Genomic DNA, 17,510 nt, shown 5'->3' on the forward strand with positions numbered 1-17,510 from the left:
TCCTCAACGGCGAGGATCGGTCCCGTTGTCGTCGGGGCGACCCTGGGCGCTCGGTCGGTTCAGTCGATCGGCACCAGGGTGTACATCCACCACGGCCGCCGCGGAAATTCGAACATGAAGACGTTCAATGTCATTCGGCGCAGTTCGCCACGCGCCGGATCGCGCACGTGGATCCACGGCCTGGCGATGTCGGCCGGTGCCACATCGGTGAGCCACAGTTGCTCCCACTCCGGCGCCGACCGGCACGCCGAGATGATCTTGTCCAGCCGCTCGCGCGGCACCAGGCCCGGCGCCATTATCCGCAGCGCGTAGATCATCAGATGCGCTTCCTTGTGCCACTCGTGCACGGCCTGTCTGGCCTGCGGATTCAGCATTGTCCACTCGAGGATATTCCCGCCGGGCTCGAGCCCGGGACATAGCCGCAGGTAAGCGGAGTTCGCGGCAACCAGATCGAAGGAGGGCACGATCTGGAACCAGGCGGGCTGGGCGATGCTGCGCAAGGTGCGCAGATCGGTCGGCAGCGGCACGCTGGGCACAGGGCCGAAGGTGTCCGGAAACTGGCTCGCCTGAGTGAGGCTCACGATGTGGTCACGGAAGAACACCGGTACGCCCAGCGCGTCGAACAACCGACCCAGCGTTGCCGACGTTGGCACGGCCGCGCCCTGTTCGAAATCCTGGATCACCGTTTGTGGGAGTCCGGTGGCCACCGCCATCGCGGCCTGGGACAGACCGGCCATTTCACGGCGCTCGGTCAGATAGCTGGCGATCGAAGGGCGGGTATCCGTCATGGTGATGTACCTCCTGATTCCCTCGGGATCAAGAGCTGATCCCCCCGTTCAGATACACGCACCAACCTGACTTCGACCCAAAAGTCGCCACGACGTTCGAAAACCTTAGGGCGCCAGTGCCACCGACTCGGTGTATCGCCGCGCGAGCGTGCGCAGATGCGCGACCAGCTCGGGCGGGCCGTCGACCCGGAAATCCATCATCAGCATGCTCAGGTAGATGGCAATGGTCTCCAGCGCGTCCGCACCGGTCAGCAGGACGCAGGTTTCGGCATCGACGGCCTCCACCACGCCGACGGCCGGGTTGATGCGCGCGATCACCGTTTCGGCGGGGGCCAGCACCGTGACCCTGGCCTGCACCTTCCAGCCGGTGGTCGCGATATGGCGCATGACGAAGGCGACCAGGTCCTCATCGGGCAGCGACCGGGCGGCGAAGCGGCGCGAGCCCGCCACCGCACGCCGCACCTGGGCGACGGGAATCGCCCGCCAGGAATGGGTTTCGAGATCATAGGCGACCAGATACCAGCGGCGCTGCCAGTTGATCAGCCGGTAGGGCTCGATTTCCTTGTCCGCGTTGGTATCCAAGCCGACCAGCACGGTGGCGCCATCGCGGATGGCACCCGCGAGAGCGGTGAGCACGGCGGCGGGGACGGGGGCATCCGGTTCGCGTGAGCCGGTGGTCGCCGGTCCGATCGCGGTGGCGTTGCGCAACGCGGTGACCTTGCGCTGCAAGCGCTTCGGCAGGATCTGTTCGAGTTTCGCCAGCGCGCGGGCGGCATTGTCGGTGATATCGGCGATGCCGGTGGAACCGTCCTCGGCCAGGCCGATCGCCACGGCCACCGCGACCGCCTCATCGTCATCGAGCAGTAGCGGTGGCATGGTGCTGCCACGGCCGAGTCGGTAGCCGCCGATCGCGCCGCGTTCGGCATGCACCGGATAACCGAGTTCGCGCAGTCGCTGGATGTCGTTGCGCAGCGTGCGATCCGTGATACCCAGCCGTTCGGCCAGCTCACGGCCGCTATGGGCGCGGTCCTGCAGCAGGGATAGCAAGCGCAGGACTCGCATTGTGGTGGCCGCCACCGTCGCCTCCCGAAAATTATTTTGCACGAAGCGGATGTATTAGGAACGAAACTAGCCTAATAGCCCCATAGGCTTGGTGACATCAGCAAGAAGCACACAGCACAGCCCGAAAGGCCCATCATGAGCATCAGCACCACCGCCGCCGTCGACGCCACCGCGACCCTGCGCCCCGTCTGGCGCGATGTCCTCGCCACCTCGTACCGCGCGCTGACCGAGGTCGTCGCCGGCACCCGCGACGATCAGTGGCAGCTGTCGACCCCGTGCTCGGAATGGGATGTCACGCAGGTGATTCAGCACGCCGCGGGTGATCAGCTCGCCTTCGCCAGGGCGCTCGGCATCGGAAACGGGCCCGCGTACAACCCCTTCGCCCCCTCCGGCGCGCTCGAAGGCACCGCCGCCGCTCTGGTGCGGGATGCGATCGAGCAGACCGAAGCCGCCTGGGCCACGGTCACCGACGAGACCGAGACCGTCCCCACCCCGCTGCCGCACGGCGCGCTGCCGACTCCGGTGGCCGCGGTCATGTGCGCACTGGACGCCGCCGTGCACGCCTGGGATATCGCCATCGCGACCGGGCAGGCGTCCCCGTTGAACGATGAACTCGCCGGCCACCTGCTCACCGCGGCGCGGACCCTGAACCCGGCCCCGGGTGGCGGTCCGGAGGCGGAAATCATTGAGCCGCTGCGTCAGTGGGGTGCGTACGCCGCGATCGTCGACCGTGAGTCGGGCGACACGGTGGTCGATGAGCTGCTGCGCTACCTGGGTCGCGACCCGCGGGCATAGTCCCGCCACCGAATCGGGCCTGAGCGTGCACAGCTTCGCCGAAGCGGGCAATATCTGCCGCATTCACGCGAAGCGTGCCCGCTCAGGCCGGTTCGCTCGGTCAGCGAGCGGTGACGAAGCCCTCGGCGACCATCCAATCCCGTGCCACTTCGGCAGGTTCGCGCCCCTCGACATCGACCTGCCGGTTCAATTCGGTGATCGCCGCATTGGTCAGCTTCTTGGAGATCGGCTCCATGATGACCGCGACCTGCGGGTGGGCGTCGGCGAAGGATTTCCGCATGACCAGCGCCGCATTGTATTTCGGGAAGAAGCCGAGATCGTCCTTCAGCAGTACCAGCCCGAGGGCCGGGATGCGGCCATCGGTTGCCGCGACCGAACCGAACCGACACTGCCTGGCATCCGCGGTTGCCTGATAGACCACCGCGTCCTGCACGATCTGCTTGTGCACCCTGCCGACATCGATCCCGTACTTGCGCGCCATTCCCGGATAACCGTCTTGGCGCACATTGAATTCGGTGCCGACGCAGGTCGCGGCGGCATCGGGATCGGTGCTGATCAGCCGGGCATAGTCGGACAGCGTGACAACTCCGGTCTGCTTCGCGGTGTTGGCGCTCATCACCAGCGCGTAGGTATTGTTCATCGGCGCCATATCCGTCCATACGATGCCGTGCGCGACCAGATCGGCGTCGCGAACCGCCTCGAACTGACCGACCTCATCCGGGACCGGTTTCTCATTGCCCAGATAGTTGATCCAGCCGGTGCCGGTGTACTCGTAGGAGATATCGATCTGTCCGTGCAACTGCGCGTCGCGAACACTATTGGAGCCCTGGATATTCGTCAGATCGCGGACCTGCGCACCGGCCGCGGACAGTGCGAATTCGATGATGTAGCCGAGGATGTTCTGCTCGGTGAAATCCTTGGAGCCCACCGTGATCGCCACACCGTCGAGTTCCGGTACCGGACGGATACTGCCCGGACCCACCCGAAGCGGTACCGAGCTGCCGGACTGTAATCCGCAGGCGCCCACGATGAATACCGCCGCGATGGCCAGTACCCCTGCCCTCACTTCAACCCCCTCGGCCCCAGATACTGTTCGGCCAATGCCCCCAGCCAGTCGACGAGCAGTGCCAGCGCGACCGCCAGTACGGCCCCGACCACCAGCGTGACGTTATCGCGCAGCTTGTAGCCCGTATCGATCAGAATGCCGAGACCACCCGCGCTCACCAGGAACGACAGCGTCGCGGTACCGACGGCCAGCACGAGCGAGGTGCGCAGCCCGGCCAGAATGTAGGGAATGGCGAGCGGAAATTCGATGCGGCGCAATACCGTCAGCGCCGACATGCCCTGGCCGCGACCCGCATCGATGACGGCGCTGTCCACCTGCTGGTAGCCCAGGATCGTATTGCGCAGCACCGGAAGCAGCGAATAGAACGCGATCGGGGCGACTCCGATCCAGAACCCGGTGGTGCGGGTGGCGAGGTAGAACAGCACGATCAGCCCGATGGCCGGCGCGGCCGCACCGATATTGGCGATGCCGACGAAAAGCGGTGCCAGACGGCGATATCCGGGCCGCGTGAGCAGCGTGCCCAGCGGTACCGCTACCGCGACGACGATCACCACCACCGTCGCGGTGATCAGCACGTGCTGCCAGGTGACGCTCGCGATATTGGATACGCTGATGCTGGCCTGCTGGGTGACGGTGAGATCGCGCCGAAACGCCCACACCAGCACGGCCGCGGTGAGCACCAGCACGAGCGCCGGTTGGACGAGCAGCCGAATCCGTTCGGCCCGACGCAGTGTCGTCGGTGAGGTGCTGGGCGGTGCGGTGATTGCCGTGGTCATATCGGCGCATCCGTCTCCGCGCCCGCATGCGTTGCGCGCATAGCCGACAGATGACCGACGAGCGTATCGATCGTGATCAGCCCCGCGTACTCGCCGCGGCGGCCGGTGACCACCGCCGTCGCGGTCTGCTCCGCGAGTAGAGCCTCCAGCGCATCCTGCAATGTCGACTGCAACGACAGTTGCTCGCCGACCGGTGATCCGCTGTCGCGCAGTGAATTCGCCTGCGCCAGTTGCTCGCTCGACACCCAGCGCAGTGGCCGCTGCTGCGCGTCGAGAATCAGTGCCCATGGCCAATCGCGTCCGGCCAGCGCGGCGCGGACGCTATCGACCGAATCGGTCTCGACGGCCGTCGGGCAATCGCCGAGTTCGACGTCGCGCACCCGGGTGAGGGTGAGCTGTTTGAGTGAGGCGTCCGCGCCGACGAAACCGGCCACCGTCTCATCCGCGGGATCGGCGAGGATCGCCGCCGGGGTGTCGTACTGCAGAATGCGGGATCCGTTGCCCAGCACCGCGATTCGGTCGCCGAGCTTGACCGCCTCATTGAAATCGTGGGTGACGAAGACAATGGTCTTGCCCAGTTCGGATTGCAGGCGCAGCAGTTCGTCCTGCAGCAGTCCGCGGGTGATCGGATCGACCGCGCCGAACGGCTCGTCCATCAGCAGCACCGGCGGATCGGCCGCCAGCGCGCGGGCCACGCCGACGCGCTGTTGCTGACCGCCCGATAGCTGCCTGGGATAGCGGTGGCGGTAGGTATCGGGATCCAGGCCGACCAGATCGAGCATTTCATCGGTCCGCGCGGCGACCTTCTCGCGGTCCCAGCCGATCAGGCCCGGCACCGTCGCAACGTTTTTCGCGACGGTCATATGCGGAAACAGCCCGGCCTGCTGGATCGAATAGCCGATGCCCCTGCGCAATTGGTCCGGATTCACACCGGTGACGTCGCGACCGCCGATCGTAATGGTGCCCGAAGTCGGTTCGATCAGTCGGTTGATCATCCGCATGGTGGTGGTCTTACCGCAGCCGGACGGCCCGACGAGGACGACGATTTCGCCCGCCGGAATGGTCAGCGAAACGCTGTCGACCGCCGGATCACGTTGGCCCGGATAGTGTTTGGTGACCGCGTCGAGCACGATCTCGACGCCGGATACCGCCGATGCCCTACTGTCGCCGCGGGTTTCGGTATCAGTCACGGATTCCCCTAGAGGTGGTGAGACGGCCGACGATGACGAAGACCCCGTCGAGTAGCAGCGCGAGCACGACGATCAAAATCGTGCCGACCAGCGCCTGTGGCACCGCGTTGGGGCTGCCGAGCCGGGCCAGGCCGGAGAAGATCAGGTTGCCGAGTCCGGGCCCCTTGGCATAGGCGGCGATGGCGAGGATGCCCATGATCATCTGGGTGCTGACGCGCATACCGGTCAGAATCGATGGCCAGGCCAGCGGCAGTTCGATGCGCGCGAGCACCCGCAGCCGATTCATGCCGACCCCGCGTGCGGCGTCGACGATCGCCGGATCCACCGAGGCCAGCCCGATAATGGTGTTGCGCAGAATCGGCAGCAGCGCATAGAGCACCAGTGCGGTGATGGTCGGGCCGACACCGAGTCCGAGGAACGGAATCAGCAACCCGAGCAGCGCGAACGACGGCACGGTGAGAATGGCGCTGGCCAGCGCGGTCGCCACCGCGGAACCGATCGGGCTGCGATAGACCAGCACCCCGATCAGGACGGCGACGATCGTCGCGAGCAGCAGTGACTGCACCACCGCCGAGACGTGCAGATACGAGTCGGTGATCAGCTGTGTGCGCCGATGCACCATGAACGTCCACAGTGTGTCCAGGGCCGTACCTCCCCGTCGCCCGGTGTCCTCGCAGACTATCGCGTCGGCCGCTCGACCGCGACGAGAATCGGCTAGCGCGGCTCCGACGGCAATGGCCAAGTGCCGCTATGCCTTCGACGAGACTGCCCCGCACTCGACCCGTTGAAACAACCATTCGGCGCGGCGGCGCGGGTTCGATCCGTTGCCTGCTCGAGAAACGATCGGCACATCCGGGAAGCCGCGTTGTCGCGGGAACCGGGAGGCACCCCCGTTCGTCCTGCTGAGCAAGGGGCGGTAGTCGGCGCCGCGTTCGGGAGGAGCGGCGGAGTCACGTCGGAGCGGAACATGGCGGTGCGGGGCGCGCACCATTTCGTGCCGATCGGTTCGGTATATCGGCTACACACCGGTGACGTGCTGCTTTACAGTAAATAGAGCCCCTTTGGTCAGTACGCGAATATCGTCCTCGCGGCCGATCAGACCACCGTGACGACCATCGGCGGCAACGAGTTCGGCGAGGTCTCGATCCACCGCTTCCCACTGGCCGAGGCACCCGGGGTGGTCGGATTCGGCCGTTTGTGAATAGTGTTGCGGCTGAGCCGGTCCGCCCGGTGTGTGTGCACTGTCGGCGGGTCCTGCGCCAGCACTTACCATTGACTCGGCGGCGCCCGGCAGCGCCGTCGTTCGGTCCCTGTCCTGCTACCCCCTCATCAGCAGGACAGGGACCCCTGGATCGGGCGCATCGGCCCCACCTCCCCGAAATCCGCGTCGCGTACCGTGTCGGGTGTCCGTTGAAAGGTAAGGGTTTCGGAAACTCTGATGCTGCCGACCGAGGAAACGATCGACGATCCGGAGTGGATCGACTATGCCGATTTCGGGGAACGATTCGTCACCCACGCGGTGACGGCGGAGCGGATCGAGGCGGCGGTCTCGGCGATGACCGGACGCGGCGTGACCATCGGACCATTTTCCCTCGGGCCGGCGGGGCTGGCCGGATTCGTCGCCGAGGGCAAGGTGGGCAAACCGGCCATTCTGCGCAATGGCCCGCACGTCACATTCGAGGTCACCGTGCCGCTGTCGATGGCGGTGAAGGTCATCCTCGGCGGCCGCAAGATGCGGCTGGAGGCGGTCGCCGAAATCGACCTCATCCTGCACGCGCGCACCGCCGCCCCGCTGCTCATCGTGATCGATATCCCGCCGATCACCGCCCGCGACGTCAGCTTTGTGCTGCGCGCCCGGGCCATCGATGCCGCCTGGGAGTGGTTGCTCGATCCGATCGCCGGGGTGGTGCAGCGCGAGGTCGCCAATCGGGTGAATGTGATGCTGGCCGATCCGCAGGCCCGGCGCGGCCGGGTCTTCGACGTCGAGGCCATGATCAACGGCGTCCGCTCCGCGTATGCGACGCGGGCCGCTTTCGACTGGATCGGCTACGACGAGTTCGGACATCAGTTCTTCTCGCGCATCGTGACCCGCGATCGGGTCTTCGAATTCGTCGAGCCGATAGCGGGCCGTCCGATCGAGATCGGACCGCTGCGCACCGGGCCGCGCAACTCCGCGACGGTGACAGTGCAGGGCAATGTCCGACAGCCACAGCTGGCGGTGCGCTCCGACGAGCCGGTGGCCTTCGACCTGACGCTGCCGGTGAGCCTGGACATCACCATCGATGTGCTCAAGGCCAACCGCTATCGCGCGGATGTGGAGATTCCGCTGGTGCTGACCGCGCGGGCGGCCGATCCACTGCTGATCGTCGTTGATGTGCCGCCGCCCGCACCGGATGACCTGCGACTGGAGTTCAAGGCGCACGGCATGCGGGCCGCGACGCTCGGTGCGCTCGCCGGCATCAAAAAGCAGGTCATCGCGCAGGTGACGGGGGTGGTGCGCGAGGAGCTCACGGACACTTCGGGCCGGACCATCGACGTGGCCGCACGGATCGACGGCATCGCCTAGACCGGCTCACTTAACGCATGTGGCGAATGTGATTCATGTTTCCATTGGGCCTGGCGGTTCCAATGTGAATATGGTGAAATTAGTGCACGTTCGAGGCTCCCGGCGCGCAAATTGACCTTGGGGAAGGTGCGCCGGGCACGCTACCTGTCCTGTCCATGGTTGGGGTTGCGCGTAAGGAGTCCTGCGATGCGTTCCATCTCTGTGTCTCGCCGCCAGCTATTCGCCTATACCGCCGCGGCCGCCGCCGTCGGCATCGCCGCACCCCGCGCCGCGGCCGCCGGTGTGCTGGGCACGCTCGTCGACTACGCCGGCGGCATACCCGCCGCCAGCGCCATTCGAGACGACGGTCACCTCGGCGTCATCCGCTACGTGTCGGATCGCCGCCCCGGTGCGGAATGGATGGCGGGTAAGCCATTGCGCGCCGACGAGGTCGACCAGCTACATGCCGCGGGTCTGACGATCGTGTCGAACTACCAGTTCGGCAAGGGGGCGACCGCCGACTGGCGCGGTGGCATGGAGGCGGGCAAGAAGCACGCGACACGCGGTCTGGAACTGCACCTCGCCGCGGGCGGCCCGGAGAACCACCCGATCTACGCCTCCATCGACGACAATCCGACACCGGTCGATTTCGCCACCATGATCGCGCCGTACATCCTGGGCTGGGAGTCGGTGATCGGCAAGCAGAACGTCGGTATCTACGCGAACTCACCGACCATCGAGCTGGCTCGGGCCGCGGACCTGGGTTCCTGGTACTGGCAGCACAATTGGGGCACACCGAAGGGCTTCGTACACCCATCCGCCCATCTGCACCAGATCGAGATCGACAAGCGCGCCATCGATGGCATCGGCGTCGACGTGAACAACATCCTGGCCGCCGAATACGGCCAGTGGTGAACTGGACCGAGATCAGGTGGAACCGCGGGCCTACCCGGGCCGATGCGATTCCACCTGGTCTCGATCGAACTACGTCTGGCAGTGGCCGGTAGCTGCGACGCGGAGTTCGGGTTCGTCGTCGGGGACGACGCGCAGGGTGGGGCGGTTATCGGGGGCCTCGTGGTCGCCGCGCCAGGAGAACAGCGACCAGCGGGAGATGCCGGAGAAGGCGGAGCCGAGGCTGCCGATCGAGAACGACGAGATCACCGAGCCGAACGAGCCGACAGCGCCGATGGACAGGATCGAGCCCACGCTACCGATCGAGAGGATCGAGTAGGCGGAGCCGATGGACAGGATCGAGCCTTCCGAGCGGAAGGACAGGATCGAACGGCGCGAACGCCTGCTCCGGATCGAATGACCCGGGTGGATCGCGGAACGGGACCGAAGCGAGTTATCGACAGTCGCCATGGCTTTGGTCTACCACAGTCCTTTCCCGACGGCGCGCTATCGCGACGATTCATACGATGTGTCGATAGCAGCGAAGCCCGGTGGCCTTGTTCGGGCCACCGGGCTTCGCGGGAAGAATCAGGCGACGGTGAAGAAACCCAGCATCGGCAGGAACGAGCAGGTTCGCGGGTCGGCGTCCTCGGCCTTGGTGGTCAGCGAACCACCGACGACCGCGACAACCCGGCCCGAGCCGGTGTTGACGATCGCCGAGAGCGTGGCCGGACCGTCCGGGTTGATCTTCGCCTCATCGGTCAGCGGCTGGACGCCGGACTGACGGGTGTCGAGGTTCAGCCACTGGACCGTCATCGGCGGATTCTGGTCCGGCGTCGGTCCCTTGGTGCCGAGTGCGGTGAACACGAATCCGGTCTGTCCGGCCTGCGGTCCCGGCGGCGGCAGCGTGGCCGGGCCGGGGACGGCGAGTGCGGTGCCGACCGAGTCGGCGCCGGGGCCGATGCAGCCCTTGCCGATGCTCGGGTACAAGAACTGGGCGATGGCCGGGCCACCCTGCGGGACCTCCGGGCCGCCGCCACCGCTGCCGTCCAGGAAGGTGATGATCCGTTCCAGCGTGGACTTGATCTGCGGTGGCAGGTTCAGCGTCGCCAGCAGGGCACGCGCCTGATCGAGAATGGCGCTCTTCGGCGAATCCGCCGTCGGCTTGGCATCGGCGACCGGCTTGGCATCGGCCGGTCCGGCGATGGCGCCGACAATGGCCGGGGCCAAGGCGGCGAGCACATCGATCGGGACGCCCTCGGGAACCATGGGAATGGCGTTCCTCGATGCGACGGGTGCGGGGGCCGGTGCCGCGACTGCCGTCGACGGCGCGGCGAGCGAAGCGCTCGCTGCGATGGCGAGCGCGGACAACATTATCCGCGATCCTCGGGTGCGAAGCACTGGTCTAGCCGTCCTTAACCTCGGGTACATCACAGGAGCGATGCAAAAAGCCATCGTTTCGGGGTCACTCTAGGGACATGATCGCCATCTTGTACAGCCGACAAGCCCCTACTTCTGTTGTGGACGATCAGTGTTATCGAACGGTAATGCCGTCTGCTGTTACCAGAGCGAAAGGTGATGCAAATGTTATCAGTGTTCATTGGTATGTAGGGCGCGCTGTGGCTACGCAAACTACCGCATTTCGGCTCGGCCGCACGCTCGGTGGCATGAGACGCAGGTCGGTTCGGCCGGTCGCGTCGGAGTCCAGGGGATTGGTGGGATCTCTCGAGACGACGGTTAATGTAGTCACAGCCTCCAGCTCTCCGACGCCGAATGCCCGAACCTCGCGGGACCAGGCCGACGACCCGGAACCGACTCGAAAGCCTGCGAATTGAACCGAAGCCTCCGATTGGCTGTACCGGTGCTCGGTCTGTCCGTGTTGGCCAGGCTGCTGTGGATGCTGCTGTCGAAGAACGGGATGAATCTCGTCGACCTGCACGTCTATGTCGACGGTTCGGCGGATCTGCTGACCGACCGGCTCTACGACTTCACCTACGCCGAGAAGACCCCGGACTTCCCGCTGCCGTTCACCTATCCGCCGTTCGCGGCGCTGGTCTTCTTCCCACTGCACTATCTGCCGTTCACGGTGATCGCGGTGCTCTGGCTGCTGGCCATTGTCGCCGCGCTCTTCGTCGTGGTGTGGATCGCCTTCGAATTGATCCTCGGCAAGGACCGGATGCGCGAGCCGAAGTGGCGCACCGCCGCCGTCTGGTGGACCGCGATCGGCATCTGGATGGAGCCGGTGCGGACCACGATCGACTACGGCCAGGTCAATGTTTTCCTGGTGCTCGGGGCCATGCTCGCGGTGCGCAGTTCGCGCTGGTGGCTATCCGGCGGGCTGATCGGCGTGATCGCGGGAATCAAACTGACGCCGGCGATTTCGGGTCTGTACTTCGTGGCCCGGCGACGCTGGGGCACCGCGCTGTGGTCGGCTCTGGTGTTCGGCGCGACGGTCGGGGTCAGCTTCCTGATCAACCACAAGGAGGCGAAGCGGTACTTCGGCACCCTGCTCGGCGACGCCGACCGGATCGGTCCGGTCGGCTCGGTCTGGAACCAGTCGCTGCGCGGTGCGTTGAGTCGTCTGCTCGGCCATGACGTCCAATCCGGACCATGGTGGCTGGCGGCCGTCGCGGTGGTCGCCGTACTGGCCTTCTTCGCTTGGCGCGCGCTGGGTCCCGATGACCGGTTGGGCACCCTCATCATCGTGCAGCTGTTCGGGCTGATGGTGTCGCCCATCTCGTGGTCGCATCACTTCGTATGGCTGCTACCCACGGTGCTGTGGCTGGTGTACGGGCCGCTGCGGCAGGCGCCCGGCGCGCGGATACTCGCGGGCTATTGGTTGGTCACCACAGTGATCGGGGTGCCATGGGTGCTGTCGTTCGCCCAGCCGTCGATCTGGACGATCTCGCGGCCCGGGGTGCTGTCCTGGCTCGGCACCGTCGATGTGCTCGGCGTACTGGTCTTCTATGTCTGGGTGACGTGGGCCGGGCGTCTGGTCAATCGGATTGCGCCGCAAGCCGATCGATCTCGCGAGCCAGCGACACGTCCAGCGCGGTGAGTCCGCCCGAGTCGTGGGTGGACAGCGTGAAGGTCACCCGACGCCAGCGGATATCGATATCGGGATGATGGTTCGCCGCCTCGGCGACTTCGGCGACCTGCCGGACGAGTTCGATGCCCGCGGGGAAGGTCTTTGCCTCGACGGTGCGGGTGATGGTGTCGCCGGAGTGGGTCCAGTCCGGCAGTTGGGTCAAAGCTTCGGTGAGTTCTGCCTCAGTTAGTTTGGGAGCGCTCATATCCGAGTTGTACCCCGGGCACGACGAAAGCACCCGGAAATCCCAGGGGCGTGGCGAAATCGTCGATTCAGGCGGCGCGGGCCTTCTTCAGGCCCTTCTTCAGTTCCTTACCGCAGCAACCGGCCGCTTCCAGGCGTTTCATCCGCATGATGACAACGGGGCACTTCAAGCAGCGCGTCTTCTTGCGACAGCACTTCTTCTTGGGTTTGAGGCTCGAAACCTTCTTAGCCTTTACCTTGCCCATGATTGGTTAGCATACCCTTAGCGGAACTCCTGGTCGGCGGTGCACCCGGATACCGGTACTGTGTGTAGCTGGCCGCAATGCTCGGTGAGTATCGATTCTCCACCTGTTTGCAGGGGTCGGCCGGAATCTACACCCAACAGCAGGAGGATTGAGGCGTGTCGTCTGCACGCGATTTTCGCAACGTCGCCATCGTGGCCCACGTCGACCACGGTAAGACGACGCTGGTCGACGCCATGCTGCGCCAGTCCGGCGCATTCGCCGAGCGAGCCGAGCCGGTCGACCGGGTGATGGACTCCGGTGACCTGGAGCGCGAGAAGGGCATCACCATTCTCGCCAAGAACACCGCGGTGCACCGGCATCACCAGGACGGTTCGGTCACCGTGATCAATGTCATCGACACCCCCGGCCACGCCGATTTCGGTGGTGAGGTCGAGCGCGGTCTGTCCATGGTCGACGGTGTCGTGCTGCTGGTCGACGCGTCCGAGGGACCGCTGCCGCAGACCCGCTTCGTGCTGCGCAAGGCGCTGGCCGCGAAACTGCCGGTCATCCTGGTGGTGAACAAGACCGACCGTCCCGACGCGCGCATCGAAGAGGTCGTCGAGGAGAGCCACGATCTGCTGCTCGACCTCGCCTCCGACCTGGACGACGAGGCCGCGGAGGCCGCCGAACTCGCGCTGGACCTGCCGGTCCTCTACGCCTCCGGTCGGGAGGGCAAGGCGTCCAAGGAACGTCCCGAGAACGGCAGCGCGCCGGATGCGGAGAATCTGGACGCGCTGTTCGACGTGCTGATGGAGAACATCCCGGCGCCCAAGGGCGATCCGGCCGCGCCGCTGCAGGCGCATGTCACCAACCTCGACGCCTCGGCCTTCCTCGGCCGTCTCGCGCTGGTCCGCATCTACAGCGGTGAGCTGCGCAAGGGGCAGAACGTCTCCTGGATGCACGCCGACGGCATCAAGCAGGTCAAGATCACCGAATTGCTGCAGACCATCGGTGTCGAGCGTCAGCCCGGCGAGGTCGCGGTGGCCGGTGACATCGTCGCCATCGCGGGCATTCCGGACATCATGATCGGCGATACCCTCGCCGACCTCGACAATCCCGTGGCGCTGCCGCGCATCACCGTCGATGAGCCCGCCATCTCGGTCACCATCGGCACCAATACCTCGCCGCTGGTCGGCCGGGTGCAGGGGCACAAGCTGACCGCCCGCATGGTGAAGTCGCGCCTGGATTCCGAACTGGTCGGCAATGTCTCGCTGCGCGTGCTGGATATCGGCCGCCCGGACGCCTGGGAGGTGCAGGGTCGCGGTGAGCTGGCACTGGCCATCCTGGTCGAGCAGATGCGCCGCGAGGGCTTCGAGTTGACCGTCGGCAAGCCGCAGGTGGTCACCAAGCAGGTCGACGGCAAGGTGCACGAGCCCTATGAAGAGCTCACCATCGACTGCCCCGACGAGTACCTCGGTGCGATCACCCAGTTGCTCGCGGCGCGCAAGGGCAAGATGGTGCAGATGAACAACCACGCCGCCGGTTGGGTGCGGATGGAGTTCATCGTTCCCTCGCGGGGCCTGATCGGCTTCCGCACCGACTTCCTCACCGAAACCCGCGGCACCGGTATCGCCAACGCGGTCTCGCACGGCTACGCGCCATGGGCCGGGGAGATCCGGGCCCGCCACACCGGTTCGCTGGTCTCCGACCGCGCCGGTTCGGTGACCCCGTTCGCCATGATCCAGCTGGCCGATCGCGGTCAGTTCTTCGTGGAGCCGGGTGCGGACACCTACGAGGGGCATGTCGTCGGCATCAACCCGCGCGCCGAGGATCTCGATATCAATGTCACCCGCGAGAAGAAGCTGACCAATATGCGCAGCTCGACCGCCGATGTGATGGAGACGCTGGCCAAGCCGCTGCAACTCGACCTGGAGGCGGCGATGGAGTTCTGCGCCGCCGATGAATGTGTCGAGGTCACGCCCGAGATCGTCCGGGTGCGCAAGGTCATCCTGGGCGCCACCGAACGTGGGCGCGAGCTGTCGCGACGGAAGGCTCGGGACCGGGCCGCGCTGTAAAGGCATGGGCCTCTATCGGATCGGTCTGCTTGGCCGCGCGTCCGCGCGGCCAAGTAGAGTGCGGCACGTGAGCACGGGGGCTATACGACGCGTGACGATGCGCGCGATGCTGATCATGATGGCCGCCTCGACGACGGTGCTCGCCGGATGCACCGCGAATCCGCCACCGCCGATCGAGAGCACCGACAGCCCCAAGACGACACCGGCCAAACCGGGGAAGAACACCGTCGTGGTGGCCATCGATGACATCGGCATCGGGTTCAATCCGCACCTGCGTTCCGATCAGTCACCGGCCACCGCTGCGGTGAGTTCGATGGTGTTGCCGAGCCCGTTCCGGCCGGTGCCGAATCCGGCGGTGCCCGGCGCCACCGAGTGGGTGCCCGATACGGCGCTGGTCGTATCGGCCGATATCACCGCGCAGGAACCGTTCACCATCACCTACACGCTGCGCAACCAGGCGAACTGGTCCGATGGCGCGCCGATCGCCGCGGAGGACTTCCGGTTCCTGTGGCAGCAGATGATCACCCAGCCGGGTGTCGTCGATCCGGCGGGCTATCGGCGCATCGCCGATATCAGCTCCTCCGGCGGCGGTAAGACGGTCACCGTCACGATGACCGAGCCCTATCCGGCCTGGCGTGAGCTGTTCACGAATCTGCTGCCCTCACATCTGATCAAGGACCAGCCCGGCGGTTTCGCCACCGGTCTGGTCGAGGGAGTTCAGGTCTCGGGCGGCAACTTCCGCATCAAATCGACCGATCGCGGGCGCGACGAGATTCTGCTCGAACGCAACGATCGCTATTGGGGCACACCCGCGGCGCCGGACCAGATTCTGCTGCGCCGCGGCGGAACTCCCGCGCAGCTGGCCGATTCGCTGCGCACCGGCGATGCCCAGATGGCCCTGGTGCACGGCGGTGTCGCGACCCAGGCGCAGCTGGCGGCGATCCCGTCGGTGCGCACCGCGATCATGCCGCAATCGCGTGAGCTGCAGTTCGTGATCAATGGCCGCAGCGGCGATCTCAGCGATCCGCGGGTGCGCCGCGGGGTGACCGCGCTGATCGATCCGACGCTGCTGGCCACCGTCGCCGGGCAGACCGGTGGCTGGGTCGAGCCGGTGCGCGCGCAGATCCTGACGCCGTCCGATCCCGGTTACGCACCCACCGCGCCGCCGCGCCCATCCGCGGACGAGGCGTTCGCGCTGCTCGCCGAGGCCGGGTACGGCCGTGCGCCGGAGACGCCGCCGGTGCAGTCGCCGACCTCACCCGCGCCCCGGCCCCGCTCGGTCGCGAAAAACGGTAAGGGGCTGGCGATTCGGATCGGCGCGGTGCAGGGTGACGCCACCGCGCTCGCGGTCGCCAATACCGCCGCGGACCAATTGCGCAGTGCCGGAATCGATGCCAGTGTGCGCAGCCTCACCGCGGATACGCTCTACGGCAAGGAGCTCACCGAGGGCGGCGTCGACGCCATTGTCGGCTGGGAGGTCGCCGGTTCGGATCCGGCCACCGTGCTCGCCTCCCGGTACAGCTGCCCGCCGGTGGAAGCCGGTGCCAGCAATGGGAATTCGCAGACCGCCATCGAGGCGGCCAAGAAGGCGCCGAGCAATCTGTCCGGTGTCTGCGATCCCGGACTGCAGCCCTCGATCGACGAGGCGTTGCGCGGTACCGAGCTCGGCCGGGCGCTGGCCGATGCCGAACCGCGGCTGTGGGCGCTGGCGACGGTGCTGCCGATCGTGCAGGACAATGTCGTGGCCGCATCCGGACCGCGGGTCGACGGCGCGTCGTTGAGCGGGGCCATCCAGGTCGGCATCTTCGGTGACGCCGCGATGTGGCGCAGGATCCCATGACGGGCGGACTGCTGCTGGTGCACGCGCACCCGGACGACGAGTCCATCACCACCGGGGGCACCATCGCGCACTACCGCCGCCGTGGCGTACCGGTGACCGTGGTGACCTGCACCCTCGGCGAAGAGGGTGAGGTGATCGGGGACGAGTGGGCGCAGTTGACCGCCGAGCACGCCGATCAGCTGGGCGGGTATCGGATATCCGAACTCACCAGGGCGCTGGCCGCGCTGAAGGCCGGACCGCCGTGCTTCCTCGGCGGTGCGGGCCGCTGGCGTGACTCCGGCATGGTGGGCACCCCGGCCGCCGACCATCCGCGGGCCTTCGTGCATTCCGGCGCCGCCGCGGTGGACGCGCTCACCGCGATCGTGCTGGAACTGCGGCCCTCGGTGGTGATCGGTTACGACCCGCGCGGCGGCTACGGACATCCGGACCATATCCGGGCGCACTGGGTCACCTCGGCGGCGGTCACCGCGGCGGCCGAGCAGGGCTGGGACACCCCGAAGTTCTATTGGACGGTCACCGACGGCGACATGCTGCGCCTGCACACCGAGGCGCTGGCCCGGCGCACCGTGGAGGGGCTGCCGGGCGGATTGCCGGTCGGCTGGCGGCTGCCCGCCGCGGGGGAACTCGCGAGCGTGCCGAGTCATACGGTGACGACCACCGTCGATGTATCCGATTCGCTGGCCGCCAAGCGGGCGGCGCTGCGCGCGCATGCCACTCAGGTGACCGTCGCGCCGTCGGGGCGGGAGTTCGCGCTCTCCAATAACGTTGCGCAGCCGGTCCTTCCGGAGGAGCACTTCGTGCTGGTTCGCGGCACGCGGGGGCCGGTGGGGCCGGATGGACGCGAGCACGATCTGTTCGCGGGGCTGCAGCACCTGAACGTTTCACCCCTGACACCTCGGAGTTCCTGACTGTTGCCTGAGGGTTGCTGTCGTGGCTGCTCACAACGGCAGGTACCGTCTGTGTGAT

At 66.6% G+C, this 17,510-nt stretch carries 17 protein-coding genes; 7 read left to right on the top strand and 10 right to left on the bottom strand.

What is annotated here, in order from left to right; all coding sequences use genetic code 11:
* Positions 1–59: 59 nt before the first annotated feature.
* Positions 60–788, bottom strand: a complete 729-nt coding sequence (locus ACQP2D_RS07110) for a helix-turn-helix domain-containing protein (protein ID WP_433682912.1) — start codon at positions 786–788, stop codon at positions 60–62.
* 105 nt (positions 789–893) lie between these two features.
* On the bottom strand, positions 894–1,865 hold the full coding sequence (locus ACQP2D_RS07115; RefSeq protein ID WP_433682913.1) for a helix-turn-helix transcriptional regulator: 972 nt from the start codon (positions 1,863–1,865) through the stop codon (positions 894–896).
* A gap of 120 nt (positions 1,866–1,985) precedes the next feature.
* On the opposite strand from ACQP2D_RS07115, the gene ACQP2D_RS07120 reads away from it, so the two are divergent.
* Positions 1,986–2,645: a TIGR03086 family metal-binding protein gene (locus tag ACQP2D_RS07120; RefSeq protein WP_433682914.1), complete on the top strand. Its 660-nt coding sequence runs from the start codon at positions 1,986–1,988 to the stop codon at positions 2,643–2,645.
* Positions 2,646–2,745: 100 nt separating this feature from the next.
* Here the strand turns inward: ACQP2D_RS07120 and ACQP2D_RS07125 are convergent, their stop codons facing one another.
* From ACQP2D_RS07125 to ACQP2D_RS07140, 4 genes are read right to left on the bottom strand one after another with little or no spacing between them, the layout of a single operon-like run.
* On the bottom strand, positions 2,746–3,711 hold the full coding sequence (locus tag ACQP2D_RS07125) for a glycine betaine ABC transporter substrate-binding protein (protein WP_433682915.1): 966 nt from the start codon (positions 3,709–3,711) through the stop codon (positions 2,746–2,748).
* Positions 3,708–4,487 carry an ABC transporter permease gene (locus tag ACQP2D_RS07130; RefSeq protein ID WP_433682916.1) on the bottom strand — a complete coding sequence of 260 codons (780 nt, stop codon included), beginning with the start codon at positions 4,485–4,487 and terminating at the stop codon, positions 3,708–3,710. The genes ACQP2D_RS07125 and ACQP2D_RS07130 overlap by 4 nt, the downstream gene beginning before the upstream one ends.
* Positions 4,484–5,677 (bottom strand): ABC transporter ATP-binding protein, encoded by a 1,194-nt coding sequence (locus tag ACQP2D_RS07135; protein WP_433682917.1) that lies wholly within the window; start codon positions 5,675–5,677, stop codon positions 4,484–4,486. The genes ACQP2D_RS07130 and ACQP2D_RS07135 overlap by 4 nt, the downstream gene beginning before the upstream one ends.
* On the bottom strand, positions 5,670–6,299 hold the full coding sequence (locus ACQP2D_RS07140; protein WP_433682918.1) for an ABC transporter permease: 630 nt from the start codon (positions 6,297–6,299) through the stop codon (positions 5,670–5,672). The genes ACQP2D_RS07135 and ACQP2D_RS07140 overlap by 8 nt, the downstream gene beginning before the upstream one ends.
* Positions 6,300–7,115: 816 nt before the next feature.
* Here ACQP2D_RS07140 and ACQP2D_RS07145 point away from each other — a divergent pair.
* Positions 7,116–8,243 carry a hypothetical protein gene (locus ACQP2D_RS07145; RefSeq protein ID WP_433682919.1) on the top strand — a complete coding sequence of 376 codons (1,128 nt, stop codon included), beginning with the start codon at positions 7,116–7,118 and terminating at the stop codon, positions 8,241–8,243.
* 186 nt (positions 8,244–8,429) lie between these two features.
* Positions 8,430–9,137, top strand: a complete 708-nt coding sequence (locus ACQP2D_RS07150) for a DUF1906 domain-containing protein (RefSeq protein WP_433682920.1) — start codon at positions 8,430–8,432, stop codon at positions 9,135–9,137.
* A gap of 69 nt (positions 9,138–9,206) precedes the next feature.
* On the opposite strand, the gene ACQP2D_RS07155 is transcribed toward ACQP2D_RS07150, so the two are convergent.
* Both ACQP2D_RS07155 and ACQP2D_RS07160 read right to left on the bottom strand, forming a co-directional pair.
* The gene (locus tag ACQP2D_RS07155) at positions 9,207–9,584 is read right to left on the bottom strand and encodes a hypothetical protein (protein WP_433682921.1); all 378 of its coding nucleotides are present in this window, start codon (positions 9,582–9,584) and stop codon (positions 9,207–9,209) included.
* A 117-nt stretch (positions 9,585–9,701) separates the two neighbouring features.
* Complete coding sequence (locus tag ACQP2D_RS07160) at positions 9,702–10,487, bottom strand: Rv1157c family protein (RefSeq protein ID WP_433682922.1); 786 nt, start codon at positions 10,485–10,487, stop codon at positions 9,702–9,704.
* 457 nt (positions 10,488–10,944) lie between these two features.
* On the opposite strand from ACQP2D_RS07160, the gene ACQP2D_RS07165 reads away from it, so the two are divergent.
* Positions 10,945–12,171 (top strand): mannosyltransferase, encoded by a 1,227-nt coding sequence (locus tag ACQP2D_RS07165; RefSeq protein ID WP_433682923.1) that lies wholly within the window; start codon positions 10,945–10,947, stop codon positions 12,169–12,171.
* Here the strand turns inward: ACQP2D_RS07165 and ACQP2D_RS07170 are convergent.
* Both ACQP2D_RS07170 and ACQP2D_RS07175 read right to left on the bottom strand, forming a co-directional pair.
* Positions 12,110–12,406: a 4a-hydroxytetrahydrobiopterin dehydratase gene (locus ACQP2D_RS07170; protein ID WP_433682924.1), complete on the bottom strand. Its 297-nt coding sequence runs from the start codon at positions 12,404–12,406 to the stop codon at positions 12,110–12,112. The two genes, ACQP2D_RS07165 and ACQP2D_RS07170, sit on opposite strands and share 62 nt — an antisense overlap.
* A gap of 67 nt (positions 12,407–12,473) precedes the next feature.
* On the bottom strand, positions 12,474–12,650 hold the full coding sequence (locus ACQP2D_RS07175; RefSeq protein ID WP_085998628.1) for a hypothetical protein: 177 nt from the start codon (positions 12,648–12,650) through the stop codon (positions 12,474–12,476).
* Between the two features lie 155 nt (positions 12,651–12,805).
* On the opposite strand from ACQP2D_RS07175, the gene typA reads away from it, so the two are divergent.
* The 3 genes from typA to mshB all read left to right on the top strand — a co-directional run bounded on the left by typA (position 12,806) and on the right by mshB (position 17,452).
* Positions 12,806–14,704: a translational GTPase TypA gene (gene typA, locus ACQP2D_RS07180; RefSeq protein ID WP_433682925.1), complete on the top strand. Its 1,899-nt coding sequence runs from the start codon at positions 12,806–12,808 to the stop codon at positions 14,702–14,704.
* Positions 14,705–14,801: 97 nt separating this feature from the next.
* The gene (locus tag ACQP2D_RS07185; protein WP_433685563.1) at positions 14,802–16,544 is read left to right on the top strand and encodes an ABC transporter family substrate-binding protein; all 1,743 of its coding nucleotides are present in this window, start codon (positions 14,802–14,804) and stop codon (positions 16,542–16,544) included.
* A complete protein-coding gene (mshB, locus tag ACQP2D_RS07190) occupies positions 16,541–17,452 on the top strand; it encodes an N-acetyl-1-D-myo-inositol-2-amino-2-deoxy-alpha-D-glucopyranoside deacetylase (RefSeq protein WP_433682926.1) in 912 nt (303 codons plus the stop codon). Before ACQP2D_RS07185 ends, mshB begins: the two co-directional genes overlap by 4 nt.
* Positions 17,453–17,510 lie beyond the last annotated feature (58 nt).

This window comes from Nocardia sp. CA-119907, assembly GCF_050955995.1.
In the GTDB taxonomy this organism is placed as follows: Bacteria; Actinomycetota; Actinomycetes; order Mycobacteriales; family Mycobacteriaceae; genus Nocardia.